We start from the raw sequence: 16,521 nt of genomic DNA, 5'->3' as shown, positions 1-16,521 counted from the left end.
ATCAGCCCCATGCCTGCATTGGCGGTCCCGCAAGGGGCCGCCAATATCCACAATGTTCCCAATGAAAGGTGTTCCATGCCGAATACCAATGACTTTATTGGCGCCGTCTATGACGAACTGGCCAAGCTGGTAAACATCACGGACAGCAATCCCTCCTTCGTCATGCAAATGGCGTGGCCGGGATTTTCCTTGTCGCCTCAGGACTTCAAACCGGCCGACCAACCAGGCGGGCCCTATGACCCCCAGATTGCCAAAGAGACTTTCTCCCATCTGGCGAATATCGCACCGGCGCTCAACAGGACTTTTTTTCAGAACTCGGGGCTCGAAGTGGATGACCTTTATGAGATTCTGGTGAGCGGAGCCATCCCGGCTGGAAGCACGTCTGACAACGTTGCCAGCAATCCGGTCTACAAGTTGTTCGGGGATGCCCAATATGAATTTCTTCAGGCGCGAACTGGCAGTTCAACTGACCCCAACGCCTTCTACTACCCCTGCTTGGCAACGCCAGTCAATTGGTACGACGAGGCCGCTGCTGCGTTTTGGCCAACCCTGAGCATGCAGTCTTCCGACATCAAACCAGCAGCCCCTGGTTCACTGTTCGTCAAAGCTGGTGGGCTGGCACGGCTCGGCCAGGGCGTATGGAAACTCAGACCGTCCAGTGCGGCCAGCGCCACCACTATCAAACAAAATGCACAGCAGTTGGTCATCAAAAGTCTGCAGGTCCCGGTTACCAAAACCACCAAACCCCTGAGGGTGGTGACCAAACCACTGAGCGCACAAGCCATGGCCGCAGTGCGGGCCATGCCAGCCGGCTCCCGTGGTGCCACCACGCCGCATGCCAACAGCGCGCTGACCAGAACCCCGGCGTTCAGCACCCAACTTGCCGCTGTGAAGCTGCAAACCCTGTTTGCCCAGAAAAACGTCCCCTTGAATTCCTGCAACCGCTACAACCTCGGCAAGCAAATCCAGGCGCTGGACCTGACACGCAAGACACTCGACTTGGGGCGGGTGGATGTGTCCAACCGCTACCAGCTCATCAATGTGATCAACCAGGCGCTCCCGACCAAGCCCGCTGGCAGCAGCGACGGGTTCAGCATCTCGTTCAAATACTGCCGGGTAAATATCGACCGTAGCTGGTTCAAGCTGGCCCTGCTGAAAATGAAGAACTGGTACATGTTCGGCACCCAAGCAGGCGAGTATTCAAATGGCTCCAGCAGCGACAACCCGGGCATGTTTCCTTTGCTTCCAACATCGTTCATTGCCATCCGCGATCTGAAGATTACGGCCAACTGGTCAGCAGAAGACCGGCAGAACCTGGGCCAGGCCAGCGCCTTGGGATTCTTCGACATCAGGGATTCGACACTGAACGCCAACACGCTGGAAGTGAAGGGCCTGCAAGTGCTTGGCTGGATTTCTTCACTGCTGCCCCAGTTGCCACCGATGTCCTCGCCCTGACGCATGGCGTGATGGCGTTGCCGGATTCACATGCGGGCCAGCAGGGTGGCCAACTCGGCCGATGAGCGAACCCCCAACTTGGCATAGACCCGTGCGCGGTACACCTCCACCGTACGCATGGACACGTTCATCTCGTCGGCAATCACCTTGTTGAGCTTGCCTGCGGCCACGCGCTGCATCACATCCTGCTCGCGCGGGGTCAGTGCGGCCAAGCGCACGCCGCGCGAATCGCCATCACGCAGGCGCTGCTGCTGCTCGGCATCGAGTGCCAGCGCGTCGCGCACGCGCTCCACCAGGGCGGCATCGCCAAAGGGTTTTTCCACAAAGTCAAAGGCGCCTTTTTTCAGGGCCGCCACGGCCATGCGGATGTCACCATGGCCAGTCAGAAAAATCACTGGCGTGTGCACGCCGCGCGCCACCAGTTCGTCATGCACCTGCAAGCCCGACAGTGGCTCCATGCGCACATCCAGCAGGATGCAGCCCACAAGGGGCGGCCCGGCATCCAGCCGCTCCAGCAAAGCGCGGCCACCGCCATAGCTGCACACCGCCAGGCCATGCGAGGCCAGCAAAAATTCCAGCGCGGCGCGCACCGTGGCCTCGTCGTCCACCAGATGCACCGTGGGCTGTTCAGCGGCTGCGGTGCTCATGCAAGTCCTTCATAGTCGCTTTCCAAAAATGCCTGTGCATCCTCATCCTCCAGGCTGGACTGCGCGGCGTGGGGATCAAACACCGGCAGGGTGAAGGAAAAGCGCGCGCCGCCCAGGCTGCTCTGGCCTGCGTCCATGCCGCCGTGGTGCACCTCGATGATGGATCGGCAAATCGCCAGGCCCATGCCCATGCCGTCGGACTTGGTGGAATAGAACGGCGCGCTCAAATGCTCCACCGTACGGCCTGAGAGGCCTGGGCCGTTGTCTTCCACATCCAGGCGCACAAAGCGCTCGCCGCTCAGCAAAGCAGTGATGCGGATGGTGCAAGTGCCGTCTGGCGACGCTGCGCGCGCGGCGCCCGTCATGGCATCGGCGGCATTGCGCAGCAGGTTGATCAGCACCTGCTCCAGCAGGATCGGGTCGGCAAACACCGGCGGCAACTGCGCCGCCAGTTGCCACTGCAATTGCACACCCGCCTTGTGCAGGTCGCGCTGCAACAGGGCGGCTGCGCGCTGGGCCACGGCCACCAGGTCGCAGGCTTCACGCTGGGGTCCGCGGCGCGTGAGGAACTCGCGGATGCGGCGCACAATGCGCCCGGCCTCGGCCGCCTGCTCGCCCTGCTGCCCCAGCGCGTGCAGCACGGCCTGGTTGTCATAGCCGGCGTCTGCCAGCATGCGCTGCAGGCCGGCGTTGTAACCCATGATGACGGTCAGGGGCTGGTTGAGCTGGTGCGCCAGCGCCGAGGCCACCTCGCCCAGCGTGGTCAGGCGCGACTGCTGGGCCATGGCCTCGGCGCGGTGGCGTTCGCGCTCTTCGAGTTGCTTGCGCGCAGTGATGTCGATGATGGAGCCCATCCAGCCGGTCTGCTGGCCATGTACGTCAATCAGCGGCGACTCGAACACCATCACATTGAGCAAATGCCCGTCGCTGTGGCACCACAGCGCCTCGTAGCCATCGCGCGGGGCGCGCCCCTCCAGATTGCGCTGGCTGCGCAGCATGGCCTCATCCAGCACGTCGGGCGGCCAATAAGGCATGGGCGGCTGCAGGCCCACCAGTTGACCAGCCTCCAGCCCCACCATGTGGCAGAACGTGCGGTTGACGTAGAGGATGCGGCCCTCGGCATCGCGCGCGCGCAAGCCCACCAAGGCCGAATCCTCCATGGCCTGGCGCCAGGCCGCTTCGGTGCGCCAGGCGTCTTCGGCGCGCGTAATGCGCGCCACCTGGCGGCGCAGCAGAAACGTGGCCACCAGCATCAGACTCAGAAACCCGCTCACCAGCACGATGGGTAACGTGCGCCACAAAGGGCGTGGCAACTCGCGCGAGGTCAGCTCCAGGTAGGCGCCCGGCATATTGCCCCCCACCAGCACCTTGTAGGTATCGCGTCCATGGGAATCAAAGCGCAAGGGCACCTCATCCAGTGAGGCAACCACCTGCTCGTACCCGTCAATCAGTTGCACATCGTATTTGCGGCTCAGCCACCAGGGCACACCCCGGCGCAGCAGCAAGGCGGGTGAGTAGCGCACGATGAGCTTCTCGCCTTGCGTCTCCAGCAGCAGGTGCGAGGACACGCCGGGGATATCCGACACATCCAGGGCGCGCCCACCGGGCGAACTCTGCTGCTCGGGCACATGGGCCACGATGCGGTTGTTGGCATCCAGCCAGGTCACGCTGAGCCACAGGCGGCGCAGGCCTTCCTTCACCACCGGCTCTGCGGCCAGGCCAGCAGAATTTCTGGGCAAGCGGTCGATCTGGTGACCCAGGTCCTGCAGGAAGGCCATCTCGGCATCCAGGCGGTTGCGCAGCTGCGCTTCGCTGCTCAGGGCGTCGGTAATCAGGGTGGTGCGGCGGGCGTCCTGCTCCTCCAGTTCGGCCCGGTAGGCCCAGAGCAGCACCGCCATCACAAACAGGGCTGAGGCCAGCAGCGGCAGCACCCACAGGCTGCGGCGTGCCCGGGCCATGTGGCGGCCGAACCTGCCGGGAGCCTTGGGGTGGTGCGCGTTTGCCAACATGCGGCCAGTCTAGCGCTGCGGCTTTACGCAAATGAAGGCAAACCGCCAAATTATCAGGGTTAACCCTGATCTCTGTGCGCCAGCAGCGCCAGATATGTGGAAGTCCACACTAGCCCGGAACCGTACCCTGGGCCGACACTCCACAGCGTTCATTCAACAACACGGAGACACACCATGACCCATTTTTCCCGTCGCACCCTCGTCCAGGCCCTGCTGGCTGTTACCGCCCTGGGCGCCAGCGTCGCGCAGGCCCAAGCCCCCATCGTGATCAAGTTCAGCCACGTGGTGGCGGCCGACACACCCAAGGGCAAGGCCAGTGAATTTTTCGCCAAGCGGGCGGCCGAGCTGACCAAGGGCAAAGTCAAAGTCGAGGTGTATGCCAACAGCGCGCTGTACAAGGACAAGGAAGAACTCGAAGCCCTGCAGATTGGTGCCGTGCAAATGTTGGCCCCCTCGTTGGCCAAGTTCGGCCCCCTGGGCGTGAAGGAGTTTGAAGCGTTTGACTTCCCCTTCATCTTTGACGACACAGCCGACCTGCACAAGATCACCCAGGGCGCTGTGGGCGCTGGCCTGATGGCCAAGCTCGAGCCGCGCGGCATCCATGGCCTGGCCTTCTGGGACAACGGCTTCAAGTCGTTCTCGGCCAACACGCCGATCAAGACACCGGCTGACTTCAAGGGCAAGAAATTCCGCATCCAGTCCTCCAAGGTGCTGGAGGAAGAAATCCGCTCCGTGGGCGGCATTCCGCAGGTGATGGCTTTCTCCGAGGTCTACCAGGCCCTGCAGACCGGCGTGGTCGACGGCACCGAGAACCCCATCTCCAACTTCTACACCCAGAAGATGCATGAAGTGCAAAAGCACCTCTCCATCACCAACCACGGCTACCTGGGCTATGCGGTCATTGCCAACAAGAAGTTCTGGGACGGCCTGCCCGCTGACGTGCGCGGCCAACTGGAGCAGGCCATGAAGGAATCCACCGCCTACGCCAACAAGATTGCGCAGGAAGAAAACGACGCCGCCCTGGAAGGCGTGAAGAAAAGCGGCAAAACCACCGTCTATGTGCTGACCAAGGACGAGCGCCTGGCCCTCAAGAAGGCCATGGCCCCGGTGCACCTGAAGATGGCTGACCGCGTGGGCAAAGAAACGCTGCAGACCATCTACAAGGAAACCGGCTTCGACCCCGAGAAGCTCTAAGCACCGGCCCGGCACATCACCCCAAAAGCTACCGGAGTTCCATCCATGAAATTTCTTGACCATCTGGAAGAGTGGCTCGTCACCTTCCTGATGGGCGCTGCGACACTGATCATCTTTGTCGCAGTGGTCCATCGTTACGCTGCAGGCATCGCCATACCCGGCCTGCAGGACTGGCTGCTGTCCATCAACATGACCTGGGCGCAGGAGCTCACCATCATCATGTTTGTCTGGATGGCCAAGTTTGGCGCCGCCTATGGCGTGCGCACCGGCATCCACGTGGGTGTGGATGTGCTCATCAACCGCCTGAGCGACGCCATGCGCAGCAAGTTCATTGTGCTGGGCCTGTGCGCCGGCGCCCTGTTCACCGGCATTGTGGCCACCTTGGGTGCTGGCTTTGTCTGGGAAAACGGCGCCCACCACTTCTTTGCCAACCTGTTCGGCATGGCCGCCGAGGGCGCCTTTGAAGGCCCCACCACGCCCGACCTGGAGTGGCCCACCTGGATCGTCTACAGCGCCATTCCCCTGGGCACCAGCCTGATGTGTTTCCGCTTTTTGCAGGTGATGGTGGGCTTCGTCAAGACCGGCGAACTCCCCCACCATGACCACGGCCATGTGGAAGGCCTGGAAGAAGAAGTGCCCGCGGTGGATACCAACCCCTACGCCATGAATGACAACCTGCATCCCCACGATGTGCAAGGCAAGAAAGGCGGTCCCCTGTGAACGCAGCCATCATTTTCATCCTGCTGCTGGTGCTCATGCTCACCGGCATGCCGATCTCCATCTCGCTGGGCCTCACCGTCCTGACCTTTCTGTTCGGTTTCACCCAGGTGCCGCTGGAGTCGGTGGCCCTCAAGCTGTTCACCGGCATCGAAAAGTTCGAGATCATGGCGATCCCCTTCTTCATCCTGGCGGGCAACTTCCTCACCCACGGCGGCGTGGCCCGGCGCATGATCAACTTTGCCTCCAGCATGGTGGGCCACTGGTACGGTGGCCTGGGACTGGCCGGGGTGCTGGGCTGCGCGCTGTTTGCCGCGGTGTCGGGCTCCAGCCCGGCCACGGTGGTGGCCATTGGCTCCATCCTGCTGCCCGCCATGACGCGCGCCGGCTTCCCCAAGAGCTTTGGTGCGGGTGTGATCACCACCTCCGGTGCCCTGGGCATCCTGATTCCGCCCTCCATCGTGATGGTGATGTACTCGGTAGCCACCAACACCTCGGTGGGCGCCCTGTTTATGGCAGGCGTCATTCCGGGCCTGGCCCTGGCCACGGTGCTCGGTGGTGTGACCTGGTACCGCGCCCGCAAGTTCAACTACCCGCGTCTGCCCAAGGCCAGCTGGGGCGAGCGCCTGGTGGCCTTTCGCGCCTCGGTCTGGGGGCTGCTGCTGATCGTCATCGTGATGGGCGGCATCTACACCGGTATGTTCACGCCCACGGAAGCCGCCGCCATGAGCGCCGTCTACGCCTTCTTTGTGGCCGTGTTTGTGTACAAGGACATGCGCCTCAAAGACGTGCCCAAAGTGCTGCTGAACTCGGCCAACATGTCGGCCATGCTGCTCTACATCATCACCAATGCGGTGCTGTTCTCCTTCATCATGACCAACGAAAACATCCCGCAGGCCCTGGCCGACTGGATGCTGGGCCACGGCCTGGGCATGGTCACCTTCCTGCTGGCCGTGAACGTGATCCTGCTCCTGGCGGGCAACTTCATGGAGCCGTCCAGCATTGTGCTGATCTTCGCCCCCATCCTGTTCCCGGTGGCCATGAAGCTGGGCATTGACCCGGTGCACTTCGGCATCATCATGGTGGTGAACATGGAAGTGGGCATGTGCCACCCGCCTGTGGGACTGAACCTGTACGTGGCCTCCGGCATCACCAAGATGGGCATTACCGAGCTCACCGTGGCGGTATGGCCGTGGCTGCTGGCCATGCTGGGCTTCCTGGGCGTGGTGACCTACTGGCCTGGCCTGTCCACCTGGTTCCCGCGCATGCTGGGCGTCATGTGAGCTGAGCAGTAGTCCCTGCAGACGCACAACAGCCGGCATCCGCCGGCTGTTGTGCTTTGTGCGCAGGCTGTTCTGGATTTTTGGCACACCGTCCGCCTGACTTCACAGCCGGGCAGCGTTCACACCCTCGCCTTGCATGGGCTCCCGCACTGCCGCGCTGCCGAGCCGCCCCCGCGCCATCAGGCCCAGATCCTGCAGGGCCCGGCCGGTTGCCACATCCAGCGCGGTGTGGGGCTCGGTGCCCAGCAGCGCGCGCAGTGCACGGTTGTCCAGACGGTGCGGCCTGTCCCACAGGTAGCGCAACTCCAGCAGGCCTGCCCAGGTCGGAACGAACCAGCTGCCCAGCCGGATCAGACCCCAAGGCAGGCTTTTGTAGTGCACGCCCTGCCCGGGCGGCACCCAACCCTGGGCCTGCGCCAGCGGGGTCAGCACCTCCAGCCATTGGCGCGCCGTGAGGCTGTGGCCGGCAAAGTGCAGCACCTCGAAGGGCCGGAGTTGCGCACGCTTGCCCGCAAGCGCCACAAAGGTTTGGGCCAGGTCGGGCAGATAGGCCCAGGCCGTGGCCACATCCAGCGGCCCCGGATAGGTGAACACGCCCCGGGCAATGTCCTTGACGATGGACTGGTCAAACCAGGTGCCCTTGCCACTGCCAAAGAAGTTGCCGGCGCGCAGCACGATGCTGCGCACGCCGCTGCGGCGCAGCTGCTCCTCCATGCCGATGCGGATCTGGCCCTTGATGCTGCGGGCATTCTGCGGCGTGTCTTCATGCAGGTCTTCGGGCATATCCGCGCCAAAGTTGTAGATGTTGCCTGGAAGCATCAGCGTGGCGTCCAGTACCCGGCACAGGTCCAGCGCCGCCTCTGCCATGGGCAGCGCCTGCTGCTTCCAGGCCGCATCGGTATAAGCCGGGCTGAGGGCATGGACCACCACGGCAATGCCCCGGCCCTGGGACAGCGCCCGTGCGGCGTCCGCCAGGCTGGCCGTGTCATGCACATCGGCCTGCAGCCATTCAATGCGCGTATCCCCTGCGGCCTCGTGCGGTACTTTGGCCCCCAGGCGTCTGTGGGCCAGCACCTGCCAGCCGGCATCGGCAAAGGCGCGTGCGGCGGCCAGGCCAAAGCGGCCACGCGCGCCCAGTATCAAAACGGTTTCTGCCATGGTGCTCTCCAATGTGTGTTGCATGCAGGCATTGTCGAAAGGTACGACCCACTCCACAATTGCATAAATATCCATAGCAGACATGCATTTTTGAATACCACCATGGCAAGCTCCCCCCACCACGGCTTTGACTGGAACCTGGCCCGCTCCTTCCTGGCCGCGCTCGACCACGGCAGCCTGCTGGGGGCCGCACGTGTGCTGCGCAGCAGCCAGCCCACCGTGGGTCGGCATATTGCCGAACTGGAAGGCCAGCTCGGCGTGGTGCTGTTTGAGCGCACCGGGCGCGGCCTGGTGCCCACGGCCGTGGGTACACAGCTGGCGCAAAGCGCGCGCGCCATGGAGTCGGGCGCCCAGGAGCTGGCACGCACCCTGTCGGGCGCGCAGGCGCAGACCGCCGGCACGGTGCGCATCACCGCCAGCGGGCCGGTGGCAGCCTTCCTGCTGCCCCCGGTGCTGGCCCAGATGCGGCAGGCTCTGCCTGAGATCCAGGTGGAGCTGGTGGCCAGCAACCAGGTCAGCAACCTGCTGCGGCGTGAGGCCGACATTGCCATCCGCATGCTGCGCCCCGACCAGTCCACCCTGGTGGCCCGCAAGTTGGGCGCGGTGCGCCTGTGCGTCTGTGCCCACAAGGACTATCTGGCGCGCCACCCGGCCCTGCGCCAACCCAGCGACCTGCTGGCCCACACGCTGATCGGCAGTGATACCGACACCGCCATCCTGGACGGCTTCAAGGCGCTGGGCCACCCGGTGGCGCGCACGCAGTTTGCTTTGCGCTGCGATGACTTTGTGGTGCAGTGGCAGGCCGTGCGGGCTGCCGTGGGCGTGGGCTTTGCTGCCGAATACATGCTGCGCACCGACCCGCAGGTGCTGGCTGTGCTGGTTGGGCAGTTGCAGATTCCACCTCTGCCCATGTGGCTGGCCGTGCACCGCGAGATCCGCACCAACCGGCGCATCCGCGCGGTGTATGACTTTCTGGCAAAGAGTCTGCCCGACTTGATTTAAGTCCACGGGTGCGCGCTGCGAATTGGATATTTATCAAACTCCTGAAAGTCGGTCCCTCCATGATGCAAGACAGTCCCAGCGGGTCGTGCCGGGGCTGCTCTTTCATCGACCTGTTTAACTGGAGATCCGCATGAGAAAACTACTAACCGCTATTGCCACAGCGGCAGCTTTGGTCACACCTTTGGCGCATGCACAGGCCAACAACTTTGAAGGCTTTAGCGTTGGGCTTGGCGTGACTTCTGCAGACACCACCAGCGAAGTGGTGACGGGCACGTCCACCAATGCCAGCAACACCGACAACAACGCGGTGCTGCAGCTTCAATACAACATGGCGGTGAACAATACGTTCGTGGTCGGCTTCGGTGGCACTGCCAATCTGGGTGATCTCAAGGCAGGTACCTTTGGCGCCAACCAGAAAAAACTGAAAGACGGCTATTCGCTGTATGTTGCGCCGGGCTATGTCTTCACAAAGGGCTGGATGGGCTATGCAAAGCTGGCTTACCTGAATGCCAGTCTGCAAAACTCCACAGGAAGCTCGCTGAGCTTTGACAACGGCTGGGGGTACGGCCTGGGTGTGCAGGCCCTGTTTGGCAAGAACTGGTTCGGTCAGGCCGAGTACATGGTGGACCAGTACAACGACCGCAGCAGTATGCCGGGCCAAACCGACAAGCTCAAGTCCAGCGTCTTTGCACTGACTGCGGGCTACAAGTTTTAGGCCGCATCGGCCCACAAAAAAACCCACCCGACGGTGGGTTTTTTTGTGGCCTGGTCCATCAGACTCCGTGGCACTTCTTGAACTTCTTGCCACTGCCGCAATGGCAGGGGTCATTGCGGCCGGGTAGCGCCTCTTTGTGCAGTGTCTCCACGCGCGGGCCGATGTTGCACCACATTTCGCGCAGGTCGTAGATGGCCCAGACGGCGTCGGCAAAGGCGTTGAAGCGGCTCACACTGACGGTGGGCACGCCCTCGTCATCAAACACCGAGAGCGTGGGCTCGTCTTCATCGTCTTCGGTCAGGGCCACCAGGCTCTGCAAGGCATCGTCCAGCCACTTGCGGGCTTCCTTGTCGCGTGGCGGCGCCCATTCGTCAGGCCAGTTTTCCACCGCGTACATGAAGCCCACGGCCCAGACCTGGGCGAAAGAAGGCAGCACCTCGTCGGCCATGGCGGCGCGCTCTTCTTCGGGCAGGGCGGCCACGGCGCCGCGCACGTCCATCACCTCGGGGTGGTAAGCGCGCTCATCATCCAGACTCTTGATGTCGGCGGCCAGGCCTTGCTCGATATCGGTCCAGCGGCGCTGCCAGAGCTCCAGAAAACGCGTCTCCTGCGCGGCGTTGGCAAAAGCACCCAAGGGTTTGCCTGACCCGCTCGCTGCATCGTCGGAATCCTCACCACTGTCCAGCAGCACCGCCAAGTATTCCGCCTGCGGTATGGCGCGGCGGCATACGATCAGCGCGGCCATAAAGCCTTCGCAGAATTCCCACTGCGGTGTCTCTTCAAAGCGCTGGCGCAGGTCGTCCAGGATGGTGTCGATTTCGTCGAACTCTTCCGGGCTCAACGAGACTGCGGACAGGGGAGTTGCTGCATCGTCGGCAGGGGGCAAGGTATTTTGGGTCATGGGCTGGGCAAAACAGGGGGTTGGCTGCTATTGTCGCGCCCAAGGAGACCCGCATGATTGACACCCTGGATAAATTCTTTCCCACCCGCTACCTGGCCTTTGGCCTGTGCTGCCTGGCCCTGGCACTCAGCGCTTTCAGCCTGCTGGTGTTTGGGGTGGGCGGGGCTGCCCTGCTGCTCTCGGGTGTGCTGGTGGCTGTGGGCGTGTATGACCTGAGGCAAAAAAAACGCTCCATCCTGCGCAACTATCCCGTCATAGGCCACATCCGCTTTGCGCTGGAATCCATCCGCCCGGAGATCCGCCAGTATTTTTTCGAGGCCGACAACGACGCCTCGCCCTTCTCGCGGGCGCAGCGCTCGCTGGTCTACCAGCGCGCCAAGGCGCAGGTGGACAAGCGTCCCTTTGGCACGCAGATGGACGTGCATGCCGATGGCTATGAATGGATGAACCACTCGGTGGCGCCCACCCGGCTGGACTCGCATGACTTTCGCATCACCATCGGTGCAGGCCGTGCCCAGCCCTACAGCGCCAGCGTGTTCAACATCTCGGCCATGAGCTTTGGGGCCCTCAGCGCCAATGCCATCCAGTCACTCAATGCCGGAGCCAAACGCGGCAACTTTGCGCACGACACGGGCGAGGGCTCCATATCGGCCCACCACCGCAAAAACGGCGGCGACCTGGTCTGGGAGATTGCCTCAGGCTACTTCGGCTGCCGCAATACGGATGGCAGCTTCAACGCCGACAAATTTGCCGCCAATGCCTGTGACCCGCAGGTCAAGCTGATTGAAATCAAACTCAGCCAGGGCGCCAAGCCCGGCCACGGCGGCGTGCTGCCCGGCCCCAAGGTTACCGCCGAGATTGCCGCAGCGCGCGGCGTGCCCGAAGGCGTGGACTGCGTGTCACCGGCCTCGCACAGCGCCTTTTCCACCCCGGTGGAGATGATGTATTTCATCGACAAGCTGCGCACCCTCTCGGGCGGCAAGCCCACCGGCTTCAAACTCTGCATAGGCCACCCTTGGGAGTGGTTTGCGATGGTCAAGGCCATGCTGGCCACCGGCATCACGCCAGACTTCATCGTGGTCGATGGCGCCGAAGGCGGCACCGGTGCTGCCCCCGTGGAGTTCACCGACCACGTGGGCTCACCACTCCAGGAAGGCCTGCTGCTGGTACACAACACGCTGCGTGGCGTGGGCCTGCGTGACCGCATCAAGATCGGCGCGGCCGGCAAGGTCACCAGCGCATTCGACATTGCCCGCCTCATGGCCCTGGGTGCCGACTGGTGCAACAGCGCGCGCGGCTTCATGTTCGCCCTGGGCTGCCTGCAGGCGCAGACCTGCCACACCGGACGCTGCCCCACCGGTGTGGCCACGCAAGACCCGCAGCGCCAGCAGTCGCTGGTGGTGGAAGACAAGGCCACCCGCGTCTACAACTTCCACCAGCAGACCCTGCACGCGCTGCTGGAGCTGGTGCAGGCCGCCGGCATCGAACACCCCAACCAGATTACCGCCCACCACATCGTGCGCCGCTCCGCCGACCAGACCGTGCGCTCGCTGGCGCAACTGATCCTCACCCAGCTGCCGGACCGCGCCCTGCTGGAGAGCGACCTGCAGGCCCTGCCCCTGATCTACCGCACCAGCTGGCCACGCGCGGCGGCGGGAAGTTTCCTGTTGCAGGGGGAAGAGGCGCTGGCCTTGGCGGCTTGAGGCGGCGCATGGCGAAACCCGGCAGACGGCCATGGCACACCGATCGACAACACCCACTTGTGGCATGCTTGGAATACCTTCATCACAGGAGAACGTATGACTACGCAGGCACACGATCTTGCAGCCGAAATGCTGGACTTGCCAGCAGAAGAGCGTGCCCGGTTGCTGGAGTTGCTGATTGCCAGCTTTGAGCCGAAATCGGATGCCCAAAAGGCCTGGATGGATTTGGCCCAGCAGCGCCGGGCCGACGTGCAAATCGGCAAAGTTGCCATGGTCCATGGAGCAAGCGCCCTGGCGCGTGTACGAGCCAGGCTGGCGTGAGCTACTGGACTTGGTTGAGCGTTACTGAAGGCTGGGCCTTGCCTGGCTGATTTCTGCAGATGCAAGCTCTTTCTGGGCCTGCACACCAAAAGGCCGCATGCGCTTGGCCAGGGCCAGCACCGCGTGGTCCTTGCTGAGCAGCACGGCCTGGTGGGCCACGGCCAGGTCGATGAATTTTTGGTCATCGGGGTCTTTGCAGGTCAGTTGGACCTTGGGTGCCACGTCCACGATCTGCACCATGGCATCAAAGCGTTGGAGTACATCGGCTGCGCTGAGTTGGTAAAAAGCCAGGCGCGGGACGATGTGGGTGTAGGCCAGCACACGCTCCAGTTCATCGCGCATGGGCTGGCTGGCGATCCAGCGCAGGCTGCCGCCTTGCAGGGCCTGCAGCAGCGCGGGTGTGGCGGGATCGTTAAAGACAAACAGGTCCAGCACGATGTTGGTGTCGAGCAGGATGGCGCGCACCGGCAGCGCCGAAGTTGCGCTTGGCAACTCAACCGCCTGCATCAGGCTGCTGGCTTGGCAGGCTTCTCGGTCGCCGCATCAGCGGCGCCCTTGGCCATGCGCCCGGCCACCATGTCGAACTTGAACAGGCGGCATTCCAACGGGCCGTTCCACATGGGCACGCGGCGCGATTCTTTCAAACGCATCTTGCCGGGCAGCTTGAGGTCGGGCGTGAGCATCCAGGCCTGCCAGCCGGAGAAATTCTTTTTCCAGTGGCTGGCCAGTTGGCTGAAGAACTCGCCGCCATCCTGCGTCTCCGCCAACTCGCGCGCGCCGTAACGGGCCTGTACGCCCTCGCCGGCCACACCGCCAATGCCGATGCGCTCGCCATAGGGTGGATTCAGGATCATCACGCCACCACCCTCAATGGGCGGCATCCGCTGCAGGGCGTCGCCACCGCGGAACTCAATGACGTCGGCCACACCGGCGCGCTCGGCATTGCGCTGTGCAAAGTCCACCATGCGGTGCGACACATCGCTGCCGTAGATCAGGGCCTGTTGGCCGGGCTCGGGTTTCACCACGGCGTCTGCCGCTTCCTTTTTCATGTCGGCCCAGACCTGGTGTCTGAAGGGCACGAACTTCTCGAAGGCAAAGCGGCGCAGCGATCCGGCGGCAATGTTGCAGGCGATCTGCGCGGCTTCAATCGCAATCGTGCCGCTGCCGCAACACGGGTCGTACAGCGGCATCAAGTCTGCATCGCCATCGGCCCAGCCGCTGGCGGCAATCATGGCCGCGGCCAGTGTCTCTTTGAGTGGCGCATCGCCCTTGTCCTCGCGCCAGCCGCGCTTGAACAGCGGCTCGCCCGAGGTGTCAATGTAGAGCGAGCAGGCGTCGGTGGTCAGGTGGGCGTAGATGCGCACATCGGGCCACTGGGTGTTCACATCCGGGCGCACGCCATTGGCGACTTCGCGGAAGCGGTCGCATACCGCGTCCTTCACTTTGAGCGCGGCAAAGTTCAGGCTGGTCAGCGGGCTGTGCTGGGCCGTGACTTCGATCTTGATGGTCTCGCGCGGGGTGAACCAGCGCTCCCACTGCACCGCCATGGCAGCCTTGTACAGATCGTTTTCGCTGCGGTATTCGGTGTAGGACACCAGCACCAGCACGCGCTGCGCCAGGCGGCAGTACAGGTTCAGGCGCATCGCATCATTGAGCGAAGTGCGCACCGCCACACCGCCGCGCTGCTTGGTGATGCAGCCCGGTGGCAGGCCGGTGATGTGCAGGATCTCGGGGGCCAGGTAGTCCTCTACACCGGCGGCGCAGGGGAGGAAGAGTTGGAGTTGGTTCATAGCGCCTTGCGTAGGGAAGCGGGGGCGATCTTCAAGCCCTCGCGGTATTTGGCCACGGTGCGCCGGGCGCATTCAATGCCCTGCTCTTTGAGCATCTCGGAAATCTGGTTGTCTGAGAGCGGTTTCTTGGCGCTCTCGGCACTGATGAATTGCTTGATGAGGGCGCGCACCGCAGTGCTCGACGCATTGCCGCCGGATTCGGTACCCAGCCCCGAGCCAAAGAAATACTTCAGCTCAAAGGTGCCAAAGGGCGTGGCCATGTACTTGGCAGTGGTGACGCGGCTGATGGTGGACTCGTGCAGGCCCAGCTCATCGGCAATCTCGCGCAGCACCAGCGGGCGCATGGCCAGCTCGCCGTGGGTGAAGAAACTCTTTTGCCGCTCGACAATGGCGGTGCTCACGCGCAGGATGGTGTCAAAGCGCTGCTGTATGTTCTTGATGAACCAGCGCGCTTCCTGCAGGCGCTGCTGCAGGGCGGCGTGGCTTGCGCTGTCTTTGCCGCCGCGGTGGTTGCGCAGCACGTTGGCGTAGATGTCATGCACCTTGAGGCGCGGCATCACATCGGGGTTGAGCATGACGCGGAACTTGGCCTGCGCAGCCTTGTTGGTGTTGGGCACCTGCAGCACCAGCACGTCGGGTACCACGATGTTGCGCTCCACGTCCACAAAGCGCCGTCCCGGCTTGGGCTCCAGGCGGGCTATGGCCGCAATGGCTTCGCGCACCAGCGCGTCGCTGCCCACACCGAGCTGCACCAGGCGCTTGATGTCGCGCCGCGCCAGCAGCTCCATGGGTTGCTGGCAGATGCGAAGGGCCACATCCAGCACCTCGCGGTCGTCCCAGTCCAGCTCCACATCCTGCAGCAAGGCCTTGACTTGCAGGCACAGGCACTCAGCCAGGCCGCGCGCGCCCACGCCCACAGGCTCCAGGCTGTGCAGCAGGCCCAGGGCCACCGAGAAGTGGTGTACCAGCTCATCCTGCTCTTCTTCATCGGCCGGGTTCAGCGTGCGGGCCAGGTCTTCGAGAGACTCTTCCAGATAGCCGTCGTCGTTGAGCGACTCGATCAGAAAGCGCAGCGCGGCGCTGTCTTCGGCACCCAGACGCAGGCCCAGGGCCTGGCGGTGCAAAAAGGCCTGCAGGCTCTCCTGGGTGCGGGCCAGTTCGGTGGCGTCCTTGTCTTCGTCGCCATTGAGGTTGTTGCTGCGCGCCTTGGCGTCCACGCCCCACTCGCCGTCATCGGGCGACATCTCGGTGCTGCCATCGCCATCCCAGTCAATACCCTCGTCGCCACCCAGGGGGGCGTTGTCTTCATCGCTGGTGGTGCTGGTAACCGTGGCGCTGCCCATGTCGGGCATGGGGCTGGCGGCAAACTCGGCATCGCGGTCGCCTTCGCTGACCGGGGTATCGGCCTGGGCTACGCCAAAGTCTTCCCGCTCGGCCTGGTCTTCCGAGAGTTCCAGAAACGGGTTGTCGTCCAGCATCTGGTCCACCTCCTGGCTGAGCTCCAGGGTGGAGAGCTGCAGCAAGCGAATGGACTGCTGCAACTGGGGCGTGAGCGCCAGATGCTGCGAGACGCGTAGGGAGAGGCCTTGTTTCATGCGCAGCGCCGCCCGGCCGCCCGAAGGCGCT

Annotated in this window: 15 protein-coding genes; 8 read left to right on the top strand and 7 right to left on the bottom strand. The window is 63.4% G+C overall.

Translation table 11 applies throughout. From position 1 onward, the window contains the following. Window positions 1-9 precede the first annotated feature (9 nt). Window positions 10-1,455 carry a hypothetical protein gene (locus tag DIC66_RS15415; RefSeq protein ID WP_147321331.1) on the top strand — a complete coding sequence of 482 codons (1,446 nt, stop codon included), beginning with the start codon at window positions 10-12 and terminating at the stop codon, window positions 1,453-1,455. 26 nt (window positions 1,456-1,481) lie between these two features. On the opposite strand, the gene DIC66_RS15410 is transcribed toward DIC66_RS15415, so the two are convergent. Both DIC66_RS15410 and DIC66_RS15405 read right to left on the bottom strand, forming a co-directional pair. Then, window positions 1,482-2,102 carry a response regulator transcription factor gene (locus DIC66_RS15410; protein ID WP_117178787.1) on the bottom strand — a complete coding sequence of 207 codons (621 nt, stop codon included), beginning with the start codon at window positions 2,100-2,102 and terminating at the stop codon, window positions 1,482-1,484. Then, window positions 2,099-4,111, bottom strand: coding sequence for a sensor histidine kinase (locus tag DIC66_RS15405; RefSeq protein WP_117178785.1), 2,013 nt, complete (start codon window positions 4,109-4,111; stop codon window positions 2,099-2,101). Before DIC66_RS15405 ends, DIC66_RS15410 begins: the two co-directional genes overlap by 4 nt. 174 nt (window positions 4,112-4,285) lie before the next feature. Here DIC66_RS15405 and DIC66_RS15400 point away from each other — a divergent pair, with 174 nt between their 5' ends. The 3 genes from DIC66_RS15400 to DIC66_RS15390 are packed head-to-tail and all read left to right on the top strand — an operon-like array spanning window position 4,286 to window position 7,305. After that, window positions 4,286-5,305, top strand: coding sequence for a TRAP transporter substrate-binding protein (locus DIC66_RS15400; protein WP_117178783.1), 1,020 nt, complete (start codon window positions 4,286-4,288; stop codon window positions 5,303-5,305). Between the two features lie 45 nt (window positions 5,306-5,350). Beyond that, window positions 5,351-6,025, top strand: coding sequence for a TRAP transporter small permease (locus DIC66_RS15395; RefSeq protein ID WP_117178781.1), 675 nt, complete (start codon window positions 5,351-5,353; stop codon window positions 6,023-6,025). Continuing rightward, window positions 6,022-7,305 carry a TRAP transporter large permease gene (locus DIC66_RS15390; protein ID WP_117178778.1) on the top strand — a complete coding sequence of 428 codons (1,284 nt, stop codon included), beginning with the start codon at window positions 6,022-6,024 and terminating at the stop codon, window positions 7,303-7,305. The genes DIC66_RS15395 and DIC66_RS15390 overlap by 4 nt, the downstream gene beginning before the upstream one ends. A 102-nt stretch (window positions 7,306-7,407) precedes the next feature. Here DIC66_RS15390 and DIC66_RS15385 read toward each other — a convergent pair whose 3' ends face one another. Continuing rightward, window positions 7,408-8,463, bottom strand: coding sequence for an NAD-dependent epimerase/dehydratase family protein (locus DIC66_RS15385; RefSeq protein WP_117178840.1), 1,056 nt, complete (start codon window positions 8,461-8,463; stop codon window positions 7,408-7,410). A 102-nt stretch (window positions 8,464-8,565) separates the two neighbouring features. On the opposite strand from DIC66_RS15385, the gene DIC66_RS15380 reads away from it, so the two are divergent. Further along, window positions 8,566-9,465, top strand: coding sequence for a LysR family transcriptional regulator (locus DIC66_RS15380; protein ID WP_117178838.1), 900 nt, complete (start codon window positions 8,566-8,568; stop codon window positions 9,463-9,465). Between the two features lie 130 nt (window positions 9,466-9,595). Further along, window positions 9,596-10,180 (top strand): outer membrane protein, encoded by a 585-nt coding sequence (locus tag DIC66_RS15375; protein ID WP_117178776.1) that lies wholly within the window; start codon window positions 9,596-9,598, stop codon window positions 10,178-10,180. A 58-nt stretch (window positions 10,181-10,238) separates the two neighbouring features. On the opposite strand, the gene DIC66_RS15370 is transcribed toward DIC66_RS15375, so the two are convergent. Beyond that, complete coding sequence (locus DIC66_RS15370; protein ID WP_117178774.1) at window positions 10,239-11,081, bottom strand: YecA/YgfB family protein; 843 nt, start codon at window positions 11,079-11,081, stop codon at window positions 10,239-10,241. Window positions 11,082-11,134: 53 nt separating this feature from the next. Here DIC66_RS15370 and DIC66_RS15365 point away from each other — a divergent pair, with 53 nt between their 5' ends. Together DIC66_RS15365 and DIC66_RS15360 are read left to right on the top strand one after the other, a co-directional pair. Beyond that, window positions 11,135-12,784, top strand: coding sequence for an FMN-binding glutamate synthase family protein (locus DIC66_RS15365; protein WP_117178772.1), 1,650 nt, complete (start codon window positions 11,135-11,137; stop codon window positions 12,782-12,784). 96 nt (window positions 12,785-12,880) lie between these two features. Next, window positions 12,881-13,105 (top strand): addiction module protein, encoded by a 225-nt coding sequence (locus tag DIC66_RS15360; RefSeq protein ID WP_117178770.1) that lies wholly within the window; start codon window positions 12,881-12,883, stop codon window positions 13,103-13,105. A 21-nt stretch (window positions 13,106-13,126) separates the two neighbouring features. On the opposite strand, the gene DIC66_RS15355 is transcribed toward DIC66_RS15360, so the two are convergent. The 3 genes from DIC66_RS15355 to rpoN are packed head-to-tail and all read right to left on the bottom strand — an operon-like array spanning window position 13,127 to window position 16,490. After that, window positions 13,127-13,597 (bottom strand): putative toxin-antitoxin system toxin component, PIN family, encoded by a 471-nt coding sequence (locus tag DIC66_RS15355; protein ID WP_233505948.1) that lies wholly within the window; start codon window positions 13,595-13,597, stop codon window positions 13,127-13,129. 14 nt (window positions 13,598-13,611) lie between these two features. After that, on the bottom strand, window positions 13,612-14,895 hold the full coding sequence (locus tag DIC66_RS15350) for a THUMP domain-containing class I SAM-dependent RNA methyltransferase (protein ID WP_117178766.1): 1,284 nt from the start codon (window positions 14,893-14,895) through the stop codon (window positions 13,612-13,614). After that, the gene (gene rpoN / locus DIC66_RS15345; RefSeq protein ID WP_117178764.1) at window positions 14,892-16,490 is read right to left on the bottom strand and encodes an RNA polymerase factor sigma-54; all 1,599 of its coding nucleotides are present in this window, start codon (window positions 16,488-16,490) and stop codon (window positions 14,892-14,894) included. The genes DIC66_RS15350 and rpoN overlap by 4 nt, the downstream gene beginning before the upstream one ends. Between the last annotated feature and the right edge of the window lie 31 nt (window positions 16,491-16,521).

The sequence above is a fragment of the Rhodoferax lacus genome, from assembly GCF_003415675.1.
In the GTDB taxonomy this organism is placed as follows: domain Bacteria; phylum Pseudomonadota; class Gammaproteobacteria; order Burkholderiales; family Burkholderiaceae_C; genus Allorhodoferax; species Allorhodoferax lacus.
This window is presented reverse-complemented; position numbering and strand designations above follow the sequence as displayed.

What these genes read in the sequence shown, in the direction of transcription:
- DIC66_RS15415 (WP_147321331.1), top strand. Translation starts at nt 10, where the DNA reads ATGCCTGCATTGGCGGTCCCGCAAGGGGCCGCCAATATCCACAATGTT.
- DIC66_RS15410 (WP_117178787.1), bottom strand. Translation starts at nt 2,102, where the DNA reads ATGAGCACCGCAGCCGCTGAACAGCCCACGGTGCATCTGGTGGACGAC.
- DIC66_RS15405 (WP_117178785.1), bottom strand. Translation starts at nt 4,111, where the DNA reads ATGTTGGCAAACGCGCACCACCCCAAGGCTCCCGGCAGGTTCGGCCGC.
- DIC66_RS15400 (WP_117178783.1), top strand. Translation starts at nt 4,286, where the DNA reads ATGACCCATTTTTCCCGTCGCACCCTCGTCCAGGCCCTGCTGGCTGTT.
- DIC66_RS15395 (WP_117178781.1), top strand. Translation starts at nt 5,351, where the DNA reads ATGAAATTTCTTGACCATCTGGAAGAGTGGCTCGTCACCTTCCTGATG.
- DIC66_RS15385 (WP_117178840.1), bottom strand. Translation starts at nt 8,463, where the DNA reads ATGGCAGAAACCGTTTTGATACTGGGCGCGCGTGGCCGCTTTGGCCTG.
- DIC66_RS15380 (WP_117178838.1), top strand. Translation starts at nt 8,566, where the DNA reads ATGGCAAGCTCCCCCCACCACGGCTTTGACTGGAACCTGGCCCGCTCC.
- DIC66_RS15375 (WP_117178776.1), top strand. Translation starts at nt 9,596, where the DNA reads ATGAGAAAACTACTAACCGCTATTGCCACAGCGGCAGCTTTGGTCACA.
- DIC66_RS15370 (WP_117178774.1), bottom strand. Translation starts at nt 11,081, where the DNA reads ATGACCCAAAATACCTTGCCCCCTGCCGACGATGCAGCAACTCCCCTG.
- DIC66_RS15365 (WP_117178772.1), top strand. Translation starts at nt 11,135, where the DNA reads ATGATTGACACCCTGGATAAATTCTTTCCCACCCGCTACCTGGCCTTT.
- DIC66_RS15360 (WP_117178770.1), top strand. Translation starts at nt 12,881, where the DNA reads ATGACTACGCAGGCACACGATCTTGCAGCCGAAATGCTGGACTTGCCA.
- DIC66_RS15350 (WP_117178766.1), bottom strand. Translation starts at nt 14,895, where the DNA reads ATGAACCAACTCCAACTCTTCCTCCCCTGCGCCGCCGGTGTAGAGGAC.
- rpoN (WP_117178764.1), bottom strand. Translation starts at nt 16,490, where the DNA reads ATGAAACAAGGCCTCTCCCTACGCGTCTCGCAGCATCTGGCGCTCACG.